The sequence below is a fragment of the Carboxylicivirga sp. M1479 genome (assembly GCF_007097485.1).
Lineage (GTDB): Bacteria > Bacteroidota > Bacteroidia > Bacteroidales > Marinilabiliaceae > Carboxylicivirga.
The window spans coordinates 1-22,642 of sequence record NZ_VKDE01000024.1; the positions used below are offsets into that span (position 1 = coordinate 1).

A 22,642-nucleotide genomic window follows, 5' to 3' on the forward strand; every position below is an offset into this window, starting at 1 on the left:
CTTAATATGAAACTTAGATTTTATCTATCTGTTTATTAAAGTTAATGCAGCAGATGGAGCTTTTTGCCTAAGTTAAAAATCACGTTTGACTCCTAATTGGTTTTCTCATATTTAGGTATTCCACAAACTAACGATGTGTTTATATTTTGTCTTTTAGCCACTACTTGTCCCGATTTATCGGGATGGAACTCGCCAAATTAATCATGCACCTGTGTGAGAAATTGTCATTGTGGCTTGTTTTATATGATTATTTCGTGCTTATGACTTGCTGATGGTGGTTTGTTTTTGATGAATTAACCCACACAATATTGTTTGTTTAGTTATAATTAATTGTAAGTATCGTTTGGAAATGTACAACAGTAGGTATTGTAATAGATGGAGTTTTTTATGGTTTTTCTATTTTAGATGAGAGGCGCTTAAATCATAAATTTCACCCCTACTATAACTCCACCTGGAGCCATTATGTCAATAAAATCCTTCGACTTTTCAGTTAGTTCGTAGATGGATTTATTTTCATAAATATCATTCGTTAGTATTAGTGAGTATCCTCCGCTAAAAACAAATTTTGATTTCATACCAACTTTTAAGTTATAAGAATAAATAAAATTGATGGTTCCAATGGGATGAAGATCCATGAGAACTTCTGTTTCGATATATTCTTGAAATGCACTAAATCTGTATTTGTGTACCTCCAATGTTGGTTCAAAATCGTCAATGCCTAGAGCATAGGAATAACCTAGACTAAACGATGATTTGTAGCCTATTGCACTTGAGTAAAAATTAATACCACCCGTTAATCGATAGCCCCATGTACTAATGCCTGCATTGCCATAAACCCAACAGTTTTTATATGCTTTTACTTCTGAACCAATTCCCAAACCGTAGTCGTTAATGCCGGCTCCAAGTCCTAAAAAATGCGTTGGTGATGCAGCTTGATTTGAATTAATTGATTGTGATGATGCTTGTTGTTGACTACACATTAAAAAGAGCATTAATATAAATGCTTTGTGCAATATGGTCTGGTGTTGAGTGATATTCATGTGATTGTATTTAACCATTCGTTGGGTGGTTTTGTATATATTTTACCGTTTTATATGTTCGTGTAATACCTCATTAAGCTGAGTTAGTTGACTGCTTATTTTTTGCTTGGGAATGATAATCGCCGATACTGCTGTGTTATACAAAAAATAGTGGTTTGCTGATTCTTCCAGTTTTATTATGCCCTTCCAATTAATCTGTTGTTCCGATTCGGGTTGAGTATGAACAAGACCTCTGGTATCAAATTTAAGTTTGTGCATGCCTAGTATGGCACTGTTGTCGCCTTCTTCTATTAGTTTTCTCGACCTTTTAAGCGTTGATTTTATTAAATACTTTGGGAAAAATAGTATCCAAAGGATAGCAATAAAGGCCAGTATACCAATGCTTAATAAATTATACTCACCCTTCAGTATGTCGAGTGTTAGCAAAAAAGTAAATACGACAGGCATAAGGGCAGTCATCATTAGCTTCGATCGCCGGAATTGCTTTGAGTGTTGTAAATAGCTTTTTTGTAAAGCCATCCAATCCATCATTTCAAACTTAAATTCAATTTCCATGTTTTTTGTAGTTTGATGTTTCTAAAACAGGGACTTGCAATGCAACAACAAGCGTGCCTTACAAATCCCTGCCTAAGAGTTTAAAAGGTTGTTAATCAATGCTTATGCGCTCAATAGCAAAATTATTGCCATTCATATCTGTTTGGCTAATAGAGATAATCTCTCCATTGGAATAGAAGAGAAATTTGGGATAGCCCTTGATTAATATCTCATCATTACGTGTTAACTCGGGGTATTTAATAATTTGTAGCGAAGTACGGTTAGACGTACCTGCGTAAATAGTATTACCATCTTTGCTAAAGGCAAAGTCAGAGAAGGACAAACTGCCACGATCTACCATGCCCTTATAGGTCATTGAGCTATTAGCGGTATACACAGCACCTTTATTACTAGTTATTGCAAATTCACCATTGCTCGATATTCTGAAAATATTTGGATCAAGAGGATGATCACCATGGTAACTATCATCTTTGTGCAACAGTATTTTACCATTGCTATCCATCTCAAGGTATTCCATGTCAACAGGACTGACACTAGTCGATATGCTTATGGTTTTATCGGTGTTAGGGATAAAACGAATACGATCACCTTCATGATCTCCGTTACCACTAATGTTAATTCCTGTGCTTCGGGAATACGTTCTGATTGGTTGTTCCCACCATGGCGAAGGCCTAAGCGATGCCACCAGGTAGCCATTACCATTGCTGACCACACATTGTGTTGCTAAACCTGTATTAATTGATTTAACCAGATTAAAGGTGCTGGCATTATAAACCTTTATAAAGCCATTGCTATTGGGTACATAAACCTCTAAACCAAATCCATTATCGGCAACATCAATTTTACCAACTGTTTCACCTAAGCTAATGGTATTGAGTATGGTTTGCGTTTCGTAGTTAATTGAAAGTAGTTTTTGAGATGCGTTATCAATAACAAAGACAATAGGTTCGCTGGGGTGATGTACCGCATCTGAAATAGCATTGTAATAGATTTTGCCTGCTGGTTCTATCACTTGTATCTTATTACTATTTCTAGTTTGTTCGTCGCTATTAGAAACTCTGATATAGTAATATACTTCACTGGCAAAAGGAGGTAAATCATCGGTGTAGCTTAGCGTTGTAATTTCGTTAAAGGATGCAATGACATGTCCTTCACCATCCTTCGTTGTTGACCTTAAAACTTCATATCGTTTGAAATCATCAAAGCCATATTTCTTCCACTGTAAGTGTACTGACCCTGATGTGGCAACTGCCGACTCTAAAGTGATGTTGCCTGGTGCCATGGTTGATACAGTAATTATTTTTGAAGTTGAATAGCCATCGGCATCTGTTGCTTTAATAGTAATTTCATGCAAACCTCTTGATAAGTTTGCGGTTTCAAATTTAACATTGTTAGAGGCATCAGGGTGCGTTTCTACCAGTGTTCCATCCAGGTTACTCGATATTATTACATCTAGCTCATTTGCAGGTGTGTCGCTATCGGTAATAGTGAGCGAAAACACAATGTTTTCATTTAAAGAAAAGTTAGCGGGATAAGCTGGTAGAATAACTTCTATCTCTGGAGTGAATCCAGTGGTAACACCCTGCTCGATGTACAGAGTAATGGATTTTAAAGAGTCGGCCATAACTCTAACAACTTGTTTGCCCGATCCATAACCATCTAGATTGGCGTATACCTCATACGAGGCTGGCTCTATATCGGTTAATAATACGGAGCCAAATCCATCGGTGACGCCTTGCTGTGAAGGAGGCACCGTAAAAATATTGGCTCCTTCAATGGGTACATGCGAATAATTATAGCCGGCATAAACGGTGACGTAAAGGTCGCCATTGTTTATTGTCAGGTCATCTTTTTTACAACTCCCTACCGCTAGAATTAAGCTTAGTATGAGAAATAACTTTGTTTTCATTGCTACTTATTTGCGTTAAATATTAGTGTTCATATTATAGCCCACTTAACGAAGTATCCCACATTTCGTGTGTTTAAGTGTGCTTTATGTCCCGAATAGAGCATCTAAAATATAATTTATAATTTAATTGATGCGATGTTGTTGATAAATAACCTTTATCTGTTGATGGAATTGTTTGGTGTAATTGTTAGAGGATTAACGGGTAACTGTAGTTGTAAAATGGTAAGGTGTACCTTTATTGTGGTGGTTGTTTTTGGTATATTTTGTAAGTTTACTAAGTGGCTGTAAATCAGACGCACTTGGGTATAATAAAAAACATGCTTACGAAATTTAAAAGCGTCACTATGTTTTTAGTAAAAAATGCTTATGTTTTGGTAGAAACGTAAGCACGTTTTTTTTGACAGAAGGCAAGGTTTTCATTTTTTGGAGAAAAAGGATAAGCCTCTGTGTCTTGAGTATGGAAGGTTGATTGCCTTCTCAGATGGGGTTCCATCCTCGTATCAGCTTTATAGCTTCAAATGTCCCTTCTTCTTCGTTGAAACCGTCTTTTCACTGATTTTTAATGCTTCGAAACCTAGTTTCGAATGGTGAATGATTACTTACAATCGCTGTTCAATACCTGATAGTCTGATAAGGAAACTGAAGGTATTTTTTGTTGCTCGTGTACCTTGATACAGGTTAATAAAGGATTTCTGTCTATACGTAAATCTAGCAGTTTGAGGTTATGGCTAAGGTCCAGACTACCCAATAAATTGCTTGATCCGTACAGGTGAGTCAATTGAGTATTGCTGTTGAGGTTTAGGTCCACTAACTGGTTGTCCGATATTAGCAAGGTTTCGAGTTGAGTATTACTGCTCAAATCAATATTTCTTAGCTTGTTACTGCTTAAAAGAATGTTGGTAAGTTGTGGGGCATCTTTAATATAAATGTTCGTGAGTAGGTTATGACTCATGTGTAATACTTCAAGTGTGGCGTTATCAATGGTTAAGGTCTCAAAGTCATTCCACGACAGCTCTAGCTCTTTTAACAGGGTGGCCTTGGACAAGCCTGTGATCGACCCAAGTTGGTTCGACATTAAATCCACTAACTGTAACTTGGTATTGTTGTTCAGGTCAATACTACTAAGTTTATTGCCAAGCAGGTAAACAGTGTCGAGCTGTGTGTTGTTCGATAGGTCCACTACCTCTAGTTGATGGCCAGCAGCCGATAGCCATGTGAGATTAACAAAGCCTTCAATGCCACTTAAGTCACTAATGTCGCCGAAATGAGCCACCTGGTTTAAATCCAAATGTGTCACCTTTTCTGCATCGCTCCTGAGGATTTGTTGGTTAATCAAGCCGTCGGAATCGATGCCTTGTTCCACTAATTTTGTTTCAAAATGCTCATCCGGTACTTTCACGTACATACTGTCGGTAAGTGGGTTTTTATCATCGCTTGAACAGGCTGTAATAATCACTATAATGAGTACAATTAATGGGTAGGTCAATTTCATAGTTTAAAGGTTTTATTCGTAGTGGTGTATTATTAAACAAGTAAGACCACCAATAGCATTTAATGTTCAATGCATAGACGTTTATTAACGATTGTTTACCAGTGATCGAGCTACCTGTTGGTTTATCCAGCTCAACTACCTATCTAGGAAAAGCAGGATACATACATTGTAATATTCGAATTAGCTTTCTTTTAATTTTTAGTAACCTGAAATTTTGTCGATGCGAATTTCGTGGGCTTTATCTAGCAATATGACTGGCACATTATTAAGGTTGATTGAATAGCTTATCAGCGTGGATCCATTGCTAACGTGTTTAACATCATTTAGCTCGAGTCGTGTTACTAGCAGAGCTTGTCCTTGCGCATCGTATAAGTTAAATTGGTAATAGTTTTTAGGTCTTCCTTTTACTTTAACTTTCTTTTCACTAATGCCTGAAGTGCTTATTAACTCGAGCCACCAGGTTTCCATTCCATAGCCATAACCATAGCCGTCTTCAACGCCGGAATAATAATTATACCTCGAATGACCTCGTTTAACCATTAGCTGCGATTGCACTGGTAGTTGAATGTTGGCACTGGTAAAAATGTAATTGGTTTTGATAGCACCTACCTTTTCGAGTAGGGATTGTGAGTGAGTGTTTAAACTGCTGGTAAGGATGAAAATGAATACTAGAGCTGGATACAAGCGAGTGGAGTTAAGATTTTTCATAGTTGTTAAGTTATAGTTGATTTAAGTATGGGTCGAAACCGACAAAAATCAAGCCATGCCCCTTGTGATAACATTTGAAACAATGTTGTCCAACATTAATTTTAATAATTGAGCTATCCACCCAAACCGGACTTACTTTTTTTGATATAAAATGATAAGGATAAAAGGTCAAGGCTACATTTTAAATAACTGCCTTATTAGTTCTTATTGCGTCAACCTTTTAAAAGTATTCATGATTTCCACTCCGATTCAATTTACCTCAAGCTTAAGTGCGGCCGAGCGATTTAAGAATCAAGTTCGGAACTTCTCGGTCTCACTAAAGCTTTCGAGAAAACTAAAGCTATTTAAAATTAAGACCTAATACAATACGTCTGGAACAAATCTCTCAAAACGAACTAAAGGCGCGTTTTGAATAGAACGGTATTATAAGCCTGTTACGAATCCAATCCTTTTGTACTTGCCATACTTTAAATCTGTTTGTCTGGCCTCTATTAGATAGTTAATTACGATAATTAAAAGGTAGAAAATAAGTAATTGTACGGTAAAAATCCACCATTGAAACGAGCTGGGATCTTGGATATAAGGGAAGAAAAAGTACTTTATTATGACGATATGCACAAAATAAATAAAAAGGGATTTCCTGCCGATGGATGATAGTAAATTTTGTTGTTTCCAGGTTGTGCTAACTAATGGAATGAGTAAACAATATAAACCTAATAGTAAGAGGTAAAAGATACCTTTTACTGGATAAAAAAGTTCAGTATATCCAATTCTAAACGCTTGAATGTTTGTACTCTCTTGGGTTAAAAGAATAAACACACTTGTTACTATACTGGCGATACCCAATAGGTAGCAATAGCTTTTAAAACGTTTTAAAAACTTACGGTATTTTGCAATTAAATAGCCCGTAATAGCTACGCCTGCCCATGGTAATATCGGAAACCAACCACTGATTACAGCTTGCTTGATAGCTGTAATAATCGATAATTGCTTAATAGCAAATACTGACAAGGTACTCATCTCAAACTGATGGTATTTTAATAGTAGCAGGTTCAAAAAGAATAAGGCAGTAACTATAATAAGTTGATAACTTAAAGAGAACGACCGAATACTAACAATAAGTGCTAATGAAAAAGCAATTAAGTAAAGAACATCGAATGTGTAGAAAGGAAGAATCTGCCATACCAAAGCATCAATAATGATTGCAACAACCAGAATTTGAATAACCCTTATCAGTATTTGTTTGGCTGACTTACCAGCTTCTTCAGCCAGGTACAAGGATACACCACTTAGAAATATAAACAAGGGTGCGGCCACTGAAAACAGTATTCTCAAACCCATTGGGCAGTAGTTCGAGGGGGCTAAATAGGGCCATGAATTGGCCGCTATCATAATTATTATTGCAAAACCTCTGATGCTGTCAATTAGGGTATTACGAACTACTGGAGGGATTATGTCACTACTCATGTTGTCGGATTTTCTATTGTTCAGCAGTTAAGTTATTAATAATGTTTCACTTAGAGGTATGTGTTTGATGAATAACCTTTTTGTATTGATGAACATGCTTTGTTTGTTTGTTTGTTTGTTTGTTTGTTTGTTTGTTTGTTTAGTTTGTGAGTTGATAAAGAGGTGCTTAAGTATAGCGTTATATTTGGTTTTATATAATGCCGATTTAATGTCGGAATGGCCTTTGGTTCGAATACCACCCTACGACTTTTTCGTTTATTATTGGCATTAACGATTGGTATAATTTGCAACTCTCTCAATAAATAATCAGCTTTACGTGGTTTTTAAAAGTAAATGATGTTGGAGGGTATTGAAGTACTAGATGAGTTGAGGTTAAATTTTAATGAAGAAGGTCTTATGGCTTTAAATTTTACCTTGTTCTTCGTCATGTTTGGGATAGCACTCGAAATAAAAGTTGCACACTTTAAGCAGGTTTTTGTTAAACCTAAGGCGGTTATGGTCGGTTTTTTTACACAGTTTATTCTACTGCCAGCTCTTACCTTTGTTATTATATGGCTGATGGGCGCCTATTTATCGGCCGGGGTAGCACTGGGCATGATACTGGTTGCTGCCTGTCCCGGAGGTAATATCTCTAATTTTGTATCGTCAATGGCCAAAGGTAATGCGGCCTTATCTGTAAGTCTAACGGCTATTGCCACCATCCTCGCCATCTTCCTTACTCCTTTAAACTTTGGTTTCTGGGGCAGTATGTACAGCAGTACAACACCTTTAGTAGTGCCTATTGAAATAGAGTCGCTTGAAATGTTTAAGACGGTGCTTTTGCTGGTGGGTATGCCCATTGTGTTGGGCATGCTTTTTAATTATCGCTTTGCTAGGCTTACCGAAAAGATAAAGAAGCCCATAAAGTTCATGTCCATCATCATATTCGCATTCTATGTGATTATTGCTTTTGCCAACAATTTCAATCATTTTATGGGATACATACACTATGTGTTTTTATTGGTTTTAGTGCATAATGTAGTGGCTCTGCTCACAGGTTATGGTACGGCATCACTGTTTAAGTTGGGACACAAAAACCGACGTACCATCACCATCGAGACAGGAATTCAAAACAGTGGTTTGGCTTTAGTGCTTATTTTTAATCCAAGTATTTTTCCACCTGAGTTAGGTACTGGTGGTATGGCTTTGATTGCTGGTTGGTGGGGTATTTGGCACATAATATCTGGTTTGGCAATTGCTTTCTATTGGTCGAAACAATCTTTGGCTTAAGGAGCTGATTATGTAATTCTTGTTTTCAATAGTTCGAAACCTTGTTTCGAGTGGCGAATGATTTGATACCTCAAGTAAGCTATGGCCTCTTGAAAGATAGCTTATTAAAATAGTTGCTAAACGAAGCTCCTATTACTTTAAAATTTCATCACATTAAATATGTTGTTAATTTTACCTTTCGTCTATACACAATAATGGCATGTTAAAAATCAAAACGACCTTTATTCTTCTCTTTAGCCTGGTAATAGCGTTTTTGTTACTTATTTTATTGGCTTTTCTGGGTCTATTAAAAAACCGTACATCTTTTGGCGAGAGTCAGATTGGTCAGTTACATAGCATCACCCTGAGTGACCAGCTGCGAGAGCGCAACGATGATCTAACGCATTATTGTTTAAACTACATTATAACAGGCGATGAAAAGTGGGAAGCAGACTATTGGCAGTTGTCCGAGTCATCGCTCTACCGTTTTCCAAGTAAAAACAAAGGTTTTCAACTGTTGGAGGATAGCATTCGCCAGTTAGGTTATGGCAAAGTGGAGTTTGAGCTCTTAAAGAAGGCTGTTTATTTATCCATTCAACTTAACCAACAAGAAGCTATGGCCATGCAGATGGTTAAAGATTCGGACAATTCTAGAGTTAACAAAAGAGATCAGGCACTTGAATTAATTAGTAATAAGGCTTATGCAGATAACAAACGACAGTTGATAAATACCATTGTGGCTTTTGAGCAGCGCATTGTGGCGCAAACTGAAAAGGCACGACAAGAAAATATTAAAGAAGGCATGCGCCTGTATCATGTGGTACTGGCATTACTCATAAGTGTAATCGCTTTTTCATTGGTGGTATTATTCCTGATTCTGAAACGTGTTAACAGACAAGCACAACAAGATGCCTTGTTTAAGTCGGGTGTTGAACGACAAAAACAAATGCAGGATGAACTACAGAAGAGTGATGAGCGTTTTCGTTTGGCCGTAGAAGGATCTGGAGCTCGCATATGGGATTACCAGGTCAATCAGTCGAAACTGACCTGGTCGCCATCACATCTTCATCTATTGGGCTATGCTCCACACGAAGTAAAACCACAGATGGACTTTTTGTTAGATGTCATGCATATCGACGACCGTTCTAAATTTAAGCATCATCTGGAGCAACACATTCAAGAGGGGCAATCATTTAATATCGATGTTCGCTTTTATTCCAAAACTGGAGAATTAAGATGGTGCCGTTGCCGTGGTAACTCATCGCGCGAAAGTTCTGGGGTAGCCCAACGTGTGGTTGGTATTTTTATGGATATCACCGATAGGGTAAAAGCAGAGGAAAGGGCTACCAATGCCATTTTGGAGACCGAAGATCGGGAGCGCAGTCGCATAGCCCGCGATATACATGATTCATTGCAACAAACGATGTCAACAGCATTGCTTAACTTCGAAAAGGTACGTTCATCCATAGGCACGGACGATGAATTGTTAACTGAGCGATATCAAACAGGTTATGACTATTTGAAAAAGGCCATAAGTGATAGTCGCTTCTTGGCACATAAGTTAATGCCAAAAGTTGTTGATGAAAATGGCCTTGCTTTAGCTATTGATGCTTTAGTGGGAGCACTGAAAGGCTCTTCGGATACCGATATTCAGTTTTATCAAAACCTAAATGAAGAACGTCTTCCGCTGGCGGCTGAAATGACCATGTACCGCATTGTGCAAGAGGCGGTCAATAATGTGCTTAAATATGCCAAGGCCCAGGAATGCATCATTCAACTGTTTAAACGCAATAACATTGTGACTTTAACCATTGAAGACGATGGCCTTGGGTTTGATCTTAAAAAAGAGGGTGGCTCATTTGGTTTAAACAGTATGAGAACCAGAGCCGAATCCATTGGTGCTTTTTATCAAATAGAAACGGATTTGGGAAGAGACACACAAATATTAATTGAACTAAGCTTATAATATGAAGACGATTAAAATAGTATTGGTAGATGACCATGCCATGGTTCGCAAAGGATTAAAAGCGTTTTTGGATGCTGATGTTTTTGAAGTTGTTGGAGAAGCCAGCAATGGGAAAGAGGCTCTTGATTTACTAGCTGATGTTACAATTGACGTATTGGTTACTGATATGATGATGCCTGAGATGAATGGCATTGACTTGTGTAAAGAGGTCAGCAAGCTTTATCCGGCTATTAATATCCTGGCACTTACCATGATGAATGAGCCTTATAACATTAAGAAAATGTTGGGTGCTGGTGCAAAAGGATACATTCTAAAAGATTGTACAGAAGAAGAGATGCAGACTGCCATACAGACCGTTAGTACAGGATCGACATATTATAGTCAGGAAGTAACGGGCATTATTATGGAAGGCCTTACTGCACAACCGACACCTAAAAAACGCCTGGTAACCGAGATTCCATTGACCAAACGTGAAAATGAAATTCTACACTTGATTTGTAAGGAAAAAAGCAACCAGGAAATAGCGGATGAGTTATTTATATCGAACAGAACAGTAGAAGCCCATAAACGTAATCTACTTGATAAAACAGGTTGTAAAAATATTGCTGGCTTGGTGCTATTTGCCGTGGAGCGTAAGCTGTTCGATGACTTGTAAACCATACTTGTAATTGGGGCTGGCAACTATCCTCAACACGGCAAACGCATTTAAAATAAAGCTGTAAATCAACCGACCACAGCAACGCAGCTTGGGACCCAATCTCATAAGTGGAGGGTAGAAAAATTTGGCTCGAAGCTGCAAATCTTTAAATTTTTCCAGAAACGTTGAGTTATTGGGTAAGCGAGTGGTGCAGTCGCTGCCTTTTTTGTTTCCGTTTTTGGGGCTGTTGCCAAAAATGAATTGAAAATCGGCGCAGCCAAAAGCACTTGCGGCTAGAGCAAAGGTATAAATCTTAAATGCGTATGCCCTGCTATCCTCAATAGCTTAGAGGCTTGACGCTTCCATGTGGTGTTACTTTTTATTTAATTCGTTGATCTAATGACTGTTCATTGCTTAAGTGAAACACCTAATTCTCCCATTTACGTTTTGCCCTCAGAAATTGACAGTCGCAACCCTGCATCTTTGTAATGTAATATTTAATTATCCACTTAAAAATTAGAAAGATGAAGAAGTTAAAGTATTTATTTACAGCAATGGCCATTGTCGCCTCAGTGAGTTTAGTATCATGTAATAACGATGATGATCCGCAGCCAGAACAACCCGTTCAACCATTACCACCCGAGTATATTGAGCAGCCACTACCCGAAAATCCGGAAGTGACACCTTATTAAAGTAAATCATTCTGATATTATGGATAATATCTGAGTTTACACTTCCCTGCATCAATGATGTGGGGATTTGTTATTTAAAGGTGGCTTAATTTTGACCTAAGGGAAACACCTAACTCTCCCATTTAAGTTTTGCCCTCAGAAATTGGCTGTCTCGATCCTGCATCTTTGTAATGTAAAATTTAATTATCCACTTAAAATTTAGAACGATGAAGAGATTTAGATTTTTATTTACAGCCATGGCCATAGTTGCCTCAGTGAGTTTAGTATCGTGTAATAACGATGATGACCCGCAGCCAGAACAACCCGTTCAGCCCTTGCCACCTGAAGGGATAGAAAATCCACTGCCTCCTAATATTGAGCCGCATTAATATTAATTCCCAATTCAAGTTTGCTCTTGAATTCCCCAATCTCCCTGCCAAAGGGCGGGGAGGCTTTAAATAGGAGTTTGAGATACTTGTATCTATGAGTGAAAATAGCTTTTTTCGCATTACAATAAGGAAATGATCTCTATGCCTTTAAAATCTAATCAATTTAAAACTACTATTATGAAAGTCAGACTTTTAACACTAATGAGCCTATTGTTTTGTTCAACATTCCTATTTGCTCAAAAGCCAAACATTGTGGTAATTACCACCGATGATGTGGCACCAATGGACATATCGGCCTACCATCGCGGTTTGGGTGCTGTTGAAACACCCAATATCGATCGTATTGCCAAAGAGGGCATGATGATCAGTGATTTTTATGCACATCCTAGTTGTACAGCTGGTCGTGCTGCATTTATTACAGGACAATATCCTATTCGTACGGGACTAACATCTGTTGGTCAGCCTGGCTCACATTTGGGCATGCAAGCCGAAGATGTTACACTAGCAGAGTTATTAAAAGATAAAGGTTATGCCACCGCTCAATTTGGCAAGAGCCATGTGGGCGATCGTAATGAGCACTTACCCACTGTTCATGGTTTTGATGAGTTTTTTGGTGTGCTTTATCACTTGAACATGATGAACATGCCTGAACAACCTGAGTTTCCAAAGGATCCTAACTACCCGGGCTTGCCTCGTAATGTACTATACACAAAAGCCAGCGATGTGGATGATTCAACTGTTGACCCGCGTTTTGGTAAAGTAGGTAAACAAACCATCGAGGATAGAGGAACTTTGTATGCTAAGCGACAAGAGACTTTTGACGATGAGGTATTAGATATTTCCATAGACTGGTTAGATCGTACCAAAAAGGAAGGTGATCCGTTTTTCTTATGGTTCTGTCCAACACGTATGCACCAGGAGATTTTTGTGAGTGACGAATGGGCTGGTAAGAGTGGTCATGGTAAATATGCCGATGGACTGATGCACATGGATTACTTAATTGGTGAGCTATTGAATAAGCTTGATGAAATGGGCGTGGCCGACAATACAATTTTATTATTTACATCGGATAATGGTGTTAACCTTTCGCATTGGCCAAGTGCAGGAACTGCAAGCTTCCGAGGCGAAAAAGGAACAACATGGGACGGTGGTTTACGTGTGCCGATGTTGGTTCGTTGGCCAGGTAAAATTGAAGCTGGACAACACACTGGTGAATTTATGACTGCCGAAGATTGGTTGCCTACCTTAATGGCAGCTATTGGCGAAGAAGATATCAAAGAAGAATTGCTTGAAGGTAAAAAAGTGAATGGTAAAGAATATAAGGTACACATTGATGGTTACAACCAAATGGATATGCTTACAGGTAAAGGTAAAACAAAACGTCGTGAGTTCTTTTACTTTGGAGAGAATGATTTAAATGCCATTCGTGTTGATAACTGGAAGATTCATTTAGCTGTAAAGGATGAATGGATAAAAGCAAGTGAGAAAATACCAGCAGGTATGATTATCGATATTAAACTAGATCCATACGAAAGGACACCTGAAACAAAGGGACACTTCCTATGGATGAAAGAAAAAACGTGGATCTTACCAATGATTACTCCACCAGTAAGAGAGTTTGTTAAGAGTTTAGAGGCCTTTCCTCCACGACAGAAAGGAGCTGGTATTGGTGCGGCTGCCATTATGAATCAGATTGAAAAAGCAGGCGCCGGAGAATAGATAATTTAAAAGAATATTTTAAACCGCATCGGTATCTGCCGATGCGGTTTCTATGTATCTAAGTGTTTCCCTTAAAATACTTAATTAAGGTTGGCCCTCTAATAAAACAATGGTTTATGCGAGATCTTTGAAGTGTAAACATAATGGTTAATTAAACTATTGAATGATGAAACAATTTATAGCATTAACAGGAATAGTAGCCTTACTTACAACAGCTTGTAATTATATCGCTACGGAAAAAGAACCAAGAAATACACTATATGATCAGGTAGCTCTGCAAGATGATCCGGTAATTAGTGTTGCACCCAATGCTGATATTGCGGCACAAGGTTATTATCTTGATGCCAAAGCAATGGGAACAATGGCTTATCAGTGGGGGTATGCCATGGTGCGCATGGAGCAGGCCATGCGCGATTACATTGATGTACCAAATCCTAAGCCAGCAACCAGCTACCGTGCTCCATTGAATGAAATAGGATGGGCCAAAAGACTACCAACGGCTATGGATGAAGACATGCCAACAGCCAATAACGATACTTATTATATGAGTGCTGTTGTTAACTTAACGGAGCCTTACATTCTTCAAACACCAGACACCGATGGTCGTTACTACGTTGTTAATGTATTTGATATGTACCATACCTTAAGCGAGTATATTGGTAAGCGCAATACGGGTACACAGGCACAAACCATCGCTTTAGTTCCACCAGCGTGGAATGGAAAATTACCCTCAGGTATTGACAAAGTAGTGAATGTACGCACGCCCAAAGCCTGGCTATGGGGACGTATTCATGTATTGGAGGGTGAAGATGTGAGTAAAGTACATGCACTGCAAGACCAATTCAAGTTAAAGGCAATAAGTGAATATATGGGGCAAGCGAACATGGAGAAGAATACCACTTTACCACAGATGCCAAAATATCCTGTTTCTGATACTTTACGCTTTTACCGTTATCTGGCTTTTGCCATGAATCAAAACCCAATATTAGCTGAAGACAGAGCTTTGGTCGGTCAGCTGGAACGAATTGGGATTAAAAATGGTAAATTTGATGAAGCGTCACTGAATCCGTCTCAGCTGAAAGGATTGAAAGAAGCAGCTTTAGAAGCTCCATTAACAATTTTATCGAGCATGTATTCGTCATCAACAATTATAAATGGGTGGAATGTTGCCACCAAATTAGATGATTATGGTTTTGATTACGGGTTTCGCTCTTTAATAGCAGGGCCTTATTTGGGTGGGCAAGGAGAAAAAGAGGCCATGTATCCGATAAGATATACAGACAGTGATGGTGAAGCGACGAGTGGAAAACATAGTTATACGATACGATTTGAAGAGGAGCCTCCGGTTAATGCTTTTTGGTCGCTTACATTATATAAAGCTGACACCAAGCTGTTTTGCGACAATGAGCTTAATCGCTACAAGTTGAGTAGTGAGTCATCTGGTTTGAAGAAGAATGCTGATGGTTCGTTTGAGATTTTAATTCAAAATGAAAAGCCGGAGAATACGGATAACTGGTTACCAGCACCTGAAGGCGGTTTTTACTTGATATTGCGCATGTACGAGCCTCATCAGGATGTGATAGATTTAAAGTATGAGTTGCCTCAAATGGAAAGAATTAGGTAAGAGCAACTAAAAAAAGTGAAGTTATAAGGCATATGAATCTTTAACAGCATACTCCGCAAGCATCTTGTGGAGTATTGCTTTTTGTAGACTAAGGGAATCACTTAATTATTATTAATTCGTGTTCCCCTCTGCTACACATAATCAGAAAAGAGCAATTTTGTAATGTAAACTTATATAAACCATTAATACTAGATGATATGAAATTCGGTGCTATGATTTCAATATTGATTGCCCTCGCGGTAGTAATGACAAGCTGTTTCTATGAAGATAATGATGCGAAACAGGAGATTAAATTTAACTCATTAGAGGAGCAGGTTACTTATCAGCGTGCATTTGAAGCGGTAGTTTGGGCCATGCCAGCCACAGCTATTTATCGTTTGCGCAAAGGCTTTATGGAGTTGCCAGGTGTTGATAATAATGTGGTGGTTGCATATTCTGCCCCCGCATTATCGCAGCATAAAGCCATTACGGCTAATACCGCTACCCCGTATATATGTGCATTTACCGATTTGCGAAATGGCCCGGTTGTATTGGAAATACCTGCGGCGGGTGAGAAAGCTAGTTTGTACGGGCAAGTGGTGGATGCCTGGCAATCAACGATTGCAGATGTAGGGCCATCTGGTGCTGATAAAGGTAAAGGCGGTAAATATCTGTTTATACCTCCTGCTTATACCGGTGCCATACCTACTTCCGGCTATTTTCCAATACAATGTACCACCAACCGTATTTCATTGGTTTTTCGATCGATAAGAGGGCAGAATGCCACCGATGAAGATGCCTATCAATATACAAAGACCATGAAAATGTATTACTTGGGAGCCGAAAGTACCGAAACAAAGTTTGTTGATGGTCTTCAATATCCCTTGGAAACATTACCTCGTTATGATGAACGTGCTTTGAAAGATATACATGCCATTTTTAGTGTTGAACCAGTTTTGGAACGTGACAAAGTAATGATGGGGCATCTGGCAAGCATTGGTATAGAAAAAGGTAAACCTTATCAACCGTCAGCACGCCAGAATGAATTATTCAGGAAAGCGGCGCAGGATGCGTATAGTTATGTGTACAATTTGGTTACTGAACACCACAAGCAAGGTTTGTATTGGAATGATAAGCACTGGAGCTTTGTGATGCAGACTGATGAGGTGGATGGATTTGACTTTGTTACTGAAGAACAAATTGAGATAGATAAGCGAGCGGCAGCATGGAGTTTTTTTACTTTGTATCCCAAAACCTTAGGTGAACGACCAGCGACTGTGTACCTGGCTCCAACTGCCGATTCAAAAGGGAGAGCTCTGGAAGCCGATAAATTGTATAAAGTCAGGATTCCGAAAGAAATACCAACTAAGCAGTTTTGGTCCATTACTGTGTATGACGATGCTACTTGGGCTTTTATAGATAATCCTATTGGGCGTTCGGGTTTGGGCTTATTTAATACAACAGATATGCAAATGAATGACGATGGCAGTGTGGATGTTTATTTTGGACCCACCGCTCCCGATGGATTGGAGTCCAATTGGGTGCCTACCTCAGGCAAAAAGCCATATGTTTGGTTACGACTTTATGGACCTGATGAAGCCTTTTGGGATAAATCCTTTGTAATGCCGGATGTGCAGTTGATACAGTAAATATATTCGTAGCAAAGTATCTGCAATATTTCTCCTTGGCAGTAGCTAAGGGGAAGTATTGCTGTTATGAGGCCTGCATTTCACACACCCAAATCTTACGTGTAAACTTCTTGCCCTTTTTTTCTACGGAGCAAGAGTCAACAAGCTTTAAATCAGCCTCGCTTAATAAACTGCTTATGTCTGAAGTAGATACAATCACAAGGCGGGGACTTCGTTTGATGGCTGCCTGAATAATGTATAAGGCATTTTCGTCATCCGAATGGCTAAACAAATTGTATGGCAAGTCAATAATGGCTGCGTCGTAGTTATGCTCAAGATCTTGCAAATCTGATCGGTAAACATTAGCGGTATAAGCATAGTGAGCAAGGTTTTTTCGCGTAGACTGGCAGGCTTTCCAGTGTATGTCACAACCCTCAATTGCAAACCCTCCAATGCAAGCCTCTAGCATTACCGTTCCAACACCGCAGCCTGCATCTAATAATCGCTTGCTTTTATTACCCTTGGAAACAATACTGACAAGAGCCTTGGCAATATCCATGTTAATGGCACTGCTAAACGAGTAGGGCTTTTTCTTGTGCTTAAACCAATCGGTATCGTGTTTAATAAGCTCTCCAAAATACCATGTGTTATTGTAATAGCAAATTGAATAGGTAATTAAAGGCGTAACATAATCGGGATCGCCCTCAATGCAATAACCAATATCTTTTAACTTATCGAGCCTCTGTGTATAGTTAGTTTTATCGCCATGCAAAACCATATACTCGGCTTTAAAACCATCCATATGAATGTTCTCTTGCTTAACCTTATTCAACAAGAGTTGGTAGTCTTCGGCACTAGCAATAATTTCAAAACGGTTTTTTATAAAAGGACTTATTGAGGGGTCAATCTTAATATTTGAAAACAGTAACTTATTATTTTCCTGCTCATTAAATAACTGCCTCGACTCCAACTGACATAATTCAACATTGTGCGTGTCGTACTTAAAAGAATAGATGTAACTGTGTTGGTGCATGTTGGAGTCGTATGTTGTGAGGTGAGTATTGTTGATTTTGAAGGTGGTAAATATAAGATTTACTAAGTGATTGCACCTTGTTTTTCAGGTAAATTACTTGATGATGGCTCAAGCTAATTTTCTAAAAATCATTCTGGCTTTAGTATTTTAATCAATTACTTTTTTGATTAATAAGTTGAAGCAGTGATTGGTCATAAGGTTTTTGCAAAAAGCTGGTACTTTCTTAATGAATTATTGGCTCTTTTTGATATGTCTGAATGTAGAAAAAGTAATTAGCTTTGTTAACGATCATTCTACTATATGGATGTATTCGCACCTCACGCAGTAGTGTGTTTTTGTCAGACTTAGGTGACTTATAAGTAATAAAGAGATTCGTAATTGGCATACGTGGTAAATTAAGATAGTTTATGAGCAATGATATTAAAAAATATCCCTTTAAAAATGGCTTGCCATTAGAATTCGAAATCATTGATCTATCAAGTGTGTTAAATACTAAAAAGGAAGTAATGGTTGTGCCTCATCGACCTCAGTTTTATCATATTTTATGGATTAAACAAGGCTCTGCAACTCATTACATAGACTTTAAGCCTATTAGCATTGAAGACGATTGTATCATTTTTGTTCCTCATAATAGTGTTAATCTATATGATGGGGATGGCATCTATAAAGGAAAGTCTATTATTTTTACCGATGGATTCTTTTGTAAGAACGAACAAGATATTCAGTTTTTACACTCTTCTATGTTGTATAGTGACTTGTATGGCATAGCAAAAATAAAATTGCATGATACAGCTTCTGGTATAAGAGATACATTTAAAGCAATGGAGGCCGAGTATCAACGATCTGTTGATAGCAGACATTATAATATACTGCATAATTTGCTGCATGTTTTTTTACTACAAGCTGAACGTGAGATTCAAAAGCAAGGAGTTGAAGAGCTACAGCCTGGTGTTAACCTTGATTACTTGATGTTGTATAAAGACTTGTTAGAACAGAATTTCAGGAAGGAGCGCTCGGTAAATAAATATGCAACAGAATTAAGTATTTCGGAAAAGCAATTATATAAAGCAACCACCACTTTACTGGGTAAAACGCCCAAACAAATTATTGATGAAAGGGTTTTGCTCGAGGCTAAGCGACTTTTGGTTCATAGCCATCAATCCATAAAAGAAATCGCCTATAAATTAGGCTATGATGAGCCAACCAACTTCATAAAGTATTTTAAAAAGCACACTCATAAAACGCCTTCAGAATTTAGGGAACAATATTAATGGTCTGTCATAGCTATGCCATTAATCGCATAAGTAACAGTAGGTAACTTTAGATACTAAGTGCATGCTAATGAAATAAAATTAAAAGGGATTTTCGTTTTCTTCAGAATTGCTTTGTTCAACAATATTATCAATAGTGGCAAAAGAGACGCTTTGTCAGTTTTTGAAAACTGTTTGTAGCGTATGAACTTTGTTTGGTTTCCCTTACTTAAGGGAGAGACTTACCCTATAAAGTCAGAAAACTACCTTTACTCACCTTTTGTTTCACTTCATCTTTGCATTGTAATATTTAAACTTAAAATAATGCAGAAACTCTACACAATTACAGTTCTAACCTTGGCGCTCTTAATGTCATGCGAGGCCAATAACAATGATGAAAAAATGGAAATATCAAACAAACAAAAGGTAGTTGAATTATTAAAAAGTATCGAAACTGGTGCATCGGAACCAATCGCCTACATCAATGCTAACAAATATATTTAGCATAATCAATCTGTTGCCGATGGTTTGGCAGGGTTTGGCGCTTTGCTACAACAATTGCCAGCCGGAAGTGCAAAAGTGAATACTATTCGTGTTTTTGAGGATGGAAATTTTGTAATTGCACATACCGATTATAATTTTTTTGGACCTAAGATTGGCATCGATATTTTTAGGTTTGAAGATGGTTTAATTGTGGAACATTGGGATAATTTGCAAGAGAAGGTTAGCGAAACAGCCTCTGGACGAACTCAAATTGATGGGCCGACAATTATTGAAGATCTAGCAAAAACGAATAGTAACAAGGCTTTAGTAAAAGGACTATTGGATGATGTGTTTTTGGGTGCAAATCCTGATAAAATTACCGATTATATTTCCAGTGAGAAGTATTTTCAGCATAACCCTGGTGTAAAAGATGGCCTTGCTGGATTAGGAGATGCATTGGCAGCACTTGCTGAAGCTGGTATGCCGATGGTATACGAAAAGAATCATGCCATTTTCGGAGAGGGTAATTTTGTACTTAGCGTATCGGAAGGTGTTTTTATGAATAAGAAAGTTGCTTTTTATGATATTTTCAGGATAGAGAATGGTCTAGTTGTGGAGCATTGGGATACCATTGAAGAAATTTTAGCTGATTCAGATGCAAAAAATGGTAACGGTAAATTTAACTTTTAAGTGATTGAATTAGAGTTAAGTCATAAGAGGATGAATAGAGTCTTGTGTCCATTTATTGATTCGGTTCAACCGAATGGAAAGATTAAAAACTTGGCTGCCATTCTATATTGTTCAAAAAGAATGAGCCACCAATAATTCTATACGCACAAGCCTCTGAATGGTACAAAATATAAGAGCCGCCTCAGTTAATCAATCATTTTTTTTAGGATTGCTTAACTTGGACAGCTCTTGTTATATGGTTAAACTTATAGTCTTTAATAATCAAAGCTACTACCGCCCAAAAACTCACGTATAATCGAAGTTGGTGGTATCTCATTGGGTCTGATAGGTTTGAAATAGCTGAAGAAATTTAATAGTCGGCGTGCTTCGGCATATTCAGGCTGGTTGGGCTGAACTTCTAGTAAAATAGGTTCGGCCTGTTGCTTTAATACCGATAGTTCGTACAATAAGGCCGTGTTAAACATCACATCGGCTTCCTCTTGATACGGGAAGATGTGTGAGTCTTCTCCACGCCTGACACTGGGCCAGCGCGAAATGGTATCCTGAGCTGAATATTTTCGGTATTTATAATCACGTACAATGCGCCTGATTAAGCGGTTGTCGGTTGTGTGTATCAGGTTTTGGTTATCGATGTTAACCGATGTCAGCGCCGATACATATATTTTAAATTTCGATTGATCGGGAATGAGGTGCGTAAGCTGAGGGTTTAGTCCATGTATGCCCTCCACAATTAAAATATTTTCTTCGTGCATCTGCAATTTTTCCCCATCGAAGTAACGTTTGCCCGTTTCAAAATTGAATTTAGGTATTTCCACCTCTTTACCTGCCAATAAACTAATCAGCTGTTCGTTAAATAACTCAACGTCCAAGGCATTTAATGCTTCAAAATCGTATTCGCCATTTTCGTCTAAAGGTGTTTTTTCTCTATCTACAAAGTAGTTGTCTAATGATAGGTTTACTGGTTTCATGCCTGCCACCATAAGCTGGATAGCCAGGCGTTTGCCAAAGGTTGTTTTTCCGCTCGACGATGGTCCACTGATAAGAACCAGCTTAACCGATTTTTTGCGTTCATCAATCATGTCGGCTATATGCCCAATCTTTTTCTCGTGCAGTGCTTCTGAAATTTTAATCAGTGTTTCAGCTTTTCCGTTGGAGCAAGAGGTGTTGATGTCGGCTAGGTTACGCACATTTAGCACCCGGTTCCATTCTGCAAACTCCTGAAAAATGTCAAACATCTTATTTTGTACTACAATCTCTTCCAACTCGTTGGGATGTTGGCGCTTGGGTATTTGTAGCAACATGCCATTGTAATATTTAATCAGGTCAAATACCTTAAGATAACCTGTTGATGGCACCAAATAACCATAATAGAGACCCATGTGTTTTTCTAACTGGTGATATGAAGTGTATAATTGTCCGCGATGACGAATTAATGCTGTTTTATCCAGCTGGTTTTGCTGTTCAAAGCGATTGATAACTTCCTCAGATTCATCCTGTTTGTGAATAAAAGGTGTGTCCTGGTCAATAATCTGTTTCATTCGATTTTGAATAGACAGCACATCTTCAATGGTTAACTCTTCGCCTTCAACCGAACAGTAGGTACCCTTTGAAACCGAGTGTTCGATGCGTAATTGTGCCTTGGGATATAACTCCGATGTAGCTTTGTACAGTACCAACGATAAACTGCGTATATACATTCGCATGCCATCTGGGCGGGTAATATCAATAAACTCAATGGTTTTAGGATGGTATATTTCGTAGGAGAGTTCTCGCAGTTTATTATTGACATAAGCGCCCAAAATTGGGGTCGATAATTTAATGCCCATGTCATTTGCTATTTTTTCAAGAGAGGTGCCTACTGGGTAACAATTTGATTGATCGTTGTTGAGGCATTTTATATGAACCGTTTTCATTGCGTTAGTTTTAAAATTCGACTATTAAAAATATAACATTTAGCCGACACATGATGGTTTATGTGTTTAAAATGGCATAAATAATGAATAGAATTTACCTATTGCTTTATAAAGTACAACTTACACCAAATGTATAACAAAATGATTGATAAAGCATTTTGCTTATTACATGGGTTACGGCAATAGCATTTAACTTTTAATATAGTTTTATCTTGCGTTATACCGACATAAGCAACGCAGT

General features: G+C 38.1%; 19 protein-coding genes. 11 read left to right on the forward strand and 8 right to left on the reverse strand.

Annotated elements, in window-relative coordinates:
- Nucleotides 1-416: 416 nt before the first annotated feature.
- The 6 genes from FNN09_RS14680 to FNN09_RS14705 form a co-directional block, all read right to left on the reverse strand.
- Nucleotides 417-1,040, reverse strand: coding sequence for a hypothetical protein (locus tag FNN09_RS14680; RefSeq protein ID WP_143303125.1), 624 nt, complete (start codon nucleotides 1,038-1,040; stop codon nucleotides 417-419).
- 42 nt (nucleotides 1,041-1,082) lie between these two features.
- Nucleotides 1,083-1,595 carry a YcxB family protein gene (locus tag FNN09_RS14685; RefSeq protein WP_143303126.1) on the reverse strand — a complete coding sequence of 171 codons (513 nt, stop codon included), beginning with the start codon at nucleotides 1,593-1,595 and terminating at the stop codon, nucleotides 1,083-1,085.
- A 91-nt stretch (nucleotides 1,596-1,686) separates the two neighbouring features.
- Nucleotides 1,687-3,504 (reverse strand): hypothetical protein, encoded by a 1,818-nt coding sequence (locus tag FNN09_RS14690; protein WP_143303127.1) that lies wholly within the window; start codon nucleotides 3,502-3,504, stop codon nucleotides 1,687-1,689.
- A 595-nt stretch (nucleotides 3,505-4,099) separates the two neighbouring features.
- Nucleotides 4,100-4,996, reverse strand: coding sequence for a leucine-rich repeat domain-containing protein (locus FNN09_RS14695; RefSeq protein ID WP_143303128.1), 897 nt, complete (start codon nucleotides 4,994-4,996; stop codon nucleotides 4,100-4,102).
- Between the two features lie 198 nt (nucleotides 4,997-5,194).
- Complete coding sequence (locus FNN09_RS14700) at nucleotides 5,195-5,704, reverse strand: hypothetical protein (RefSeq protein ID WP_143303129.1); 510 nt, start codon at nucleotides 5,702-5,704, stop codon at nucleotides 5,195-5,197.
- Between the two features lie 423 nt (nucleotides 5,705-6,127).
- Complete coding sequence (locus FNN09_RS14705) at nucleotides 6,128-7,171, reverse strand: heparan-alpha-glucosaminide N-acetyltransferase domain-containing protein (RefSeq protein WP_143303130.1); 1,044 nt, start codon at nucleotides 7,169-7,171, stop codon at nucleotides 6,128-6,130.
- A gap of 336 nt (nucleotides 7,172-7,507) precedes the next feature.
- On the opposite strand from FNN09_RS14705, the gene FNN09_RS14710 reads away from it, so the two are divergent.
- The 8 genes from FNN09_RS14710 to FNN09_RS14735 all read left to right on the forward strand — a co-directional run bounded on the left by FNN09_RS14710 (nucleotide 7,508) and on the right by FNN09_RS14735 (nucleotide 17,053).
- Nucleotides 7,508-8,440 carry a bile acid:sodium symporter family protein gene (locus FNN09_RS14710; RefSeq protein WP_143303131.1) on the forward strand — a complete coding sequence of 311 codons (933 nt, stop codon included), beginning with the start codon at nucleotides 7,508-7,510 and terminating at the stop codon, nucleotides 8,438-8,440.
- Between the two features lie 199 nt (nucleotides 8,441-8,639).
- Nucleotides 8,640-10,385: a PAS domain-containing protein gene (locus FNN09_RS14715; RefSeq protein ID WP_143303132.1), complete on the forward strand. Its 1,746-nt coding sequence runs from the start codon at nucleotides 8,640-8,642 to the stop codon at nucleotides 10,383-10,385.
- A 1-nt stretch (nucleotide 10,386) separates the two neighbouring features.
- Complete coding sequence (locus FNN09_RS14720) at nucleotides 10,387-11,040, forward strand: response regulator transcription factor (protein WP_143303133.1); 654 nt, start codon at nucleotides 10,387-10,389, stop codon at nucleotides 11,038-11,040.
- A gap of 506 nt (nucleotides 11,041-11,546) precedes the next feature.
- A complete protein-coding gene (locus FNN09_RS21170; protein WP_185969024.1) occupies nucleotides 11,547-11,714 on the forward strand; it encodes a hypothetical protein in 168 nt (55 codons plus the stop codon).
- A gap of 206 nt (nucleotides 11,715-11,920) precedes the next feature.
- Nucleotides 11,921-12,082, forward strand: a complete 162-nt coding sequence (locus FNN09_RS21175) for a hypothetical protein (protein WP_185969025.1) — start codon at nucleotides 11,921-11,923, stop codon at nucleotides 12,080-12,082.
- A gap of 177 nt (nucleotides 12,083-12,259) precedes the next feature.
- Nucleotides 12,260-13,801 carry an arylsulfatase gene (locus FNN09_RS14725; protein ID WP_143303134.1) on the forward strand — a complete coding sequence of 514 codons (1,542 nt, stop codon included), beginning with the start codon at nucleotides 12,260-12,262 and terminating at the stop codon, nucleotides 13,799-13,801.
- Between the two features lie 166 nt (nucleotides 13,802-13,967).
- Nucleotides 13,968-15,425 (forward strand): DUF1254 domain-containing protein, encoded by a 1,458-nt coding sequence (locus FNN09_RS14730; RefSeq protein WP_185969026.1) that lies wholly within the window; start codon nucleotides 13,968-13,970, stop codon nucleotides 15,423-15,425.
- A gap of 212 nt (nucleotides 15,426-15,637) precedes the next feature.
- Nucleotides 15,638-17,053, forward strand: a complete 1,416-nt coding sequence (locus tag FNN09_RS14735) for a DUF1254 domain-containing protein (RefSeq protein WP_185969027.1) — start codon at nucleotides 15,638-15,640, stop codon at nucleotides 17,051-17,053.
- Nucleotides 17,054-17,117: 64 nt separating this feature from the next.
- On the opposite strand, the gene FNN09_RS14740 is transcribed toward FNN09_RS14735, so the two are convergent.
- On the reverse strand, nucleotides 17,118-18,065 hold the full coding sequence (locus FNN09_RS14740; RefSeq protein ID WP_143303137.1) for a TRM11 family methyltransferase: 948 nt from the start codon (nucleotides 18,063-18,065) through the stop codon (nucleotides 17,118-17,120).
- 407 nt (nucleotides 18,066-18,472) lie between these two features.
- Here FNN09_RS14740 and FNN09_RS14745 point away from each other — a divergent pair, with 407 nt between their 5' ends.
- The 3 genes from FNN09_RS14745 to FNN09_RS14750 all read left to right on the forward strand — a co-directional run bounded on the left by FNN09_RS14745 (nucleotide 18,473) and on the right by FNN09_RS14750 (nucleotide 20,488).
- Complete coding sequence (locus FNN09_RS14745) at nucleotides 18,473-19,336, forward strand: AraC family transcriptional regulator (protein WP_143303138.1); 864 nt, start codon at nucleotides 18,473-18,475, stop codon at nucleotides 19,334-19,336.
- A gap of 303 nt (nucleotides 19,337-19,639) precedes the next feature.
- Nucleotides 19,640-19,819: a hypothetical protein gene (locus FNN09_RS21360; protein ID WP_221932510.1), complete on the forward strand. Its 180-nt coding sequence runs from the start codon at nucleotides 19,640-19,642 to the stop codon at nucleotides 19,817-19,819.
- A 24-nt stretch (nucleotides 19,820-19,843) separates the two neighbouring features.
- Nucleotides 19,844-20,488, forward strand: coding sequence for a hypothetical protein (locus FNN09_RS14750; RefSeq protein WP_221932511.1), 645 nt, complete (start codon nucleotides 19,844-19,846; stop codon nucleotides 20,486-20,488).
- A gap of 254 nt (nucleotides 20,489-20,742) precedes the next feature.
- Here the strand turns inward: FNN09_RS14750 and FNN09_RS14755 are convergent, their stop codons facing one another.
- Nucleotides 20,743-22,401 (reverse strand): nucleoside kinase, encoded by a 1,659-nt coding sequence (locus FNN09_RS14755; protein WP_143303139.1) that lies wholly within the window; start codon nucleotides 22,399-22,401, stop codon nucleotides 20,743-20,745.
- Nucleotides 22,402-22,642 lie beyond the last annotated feature (241 nt).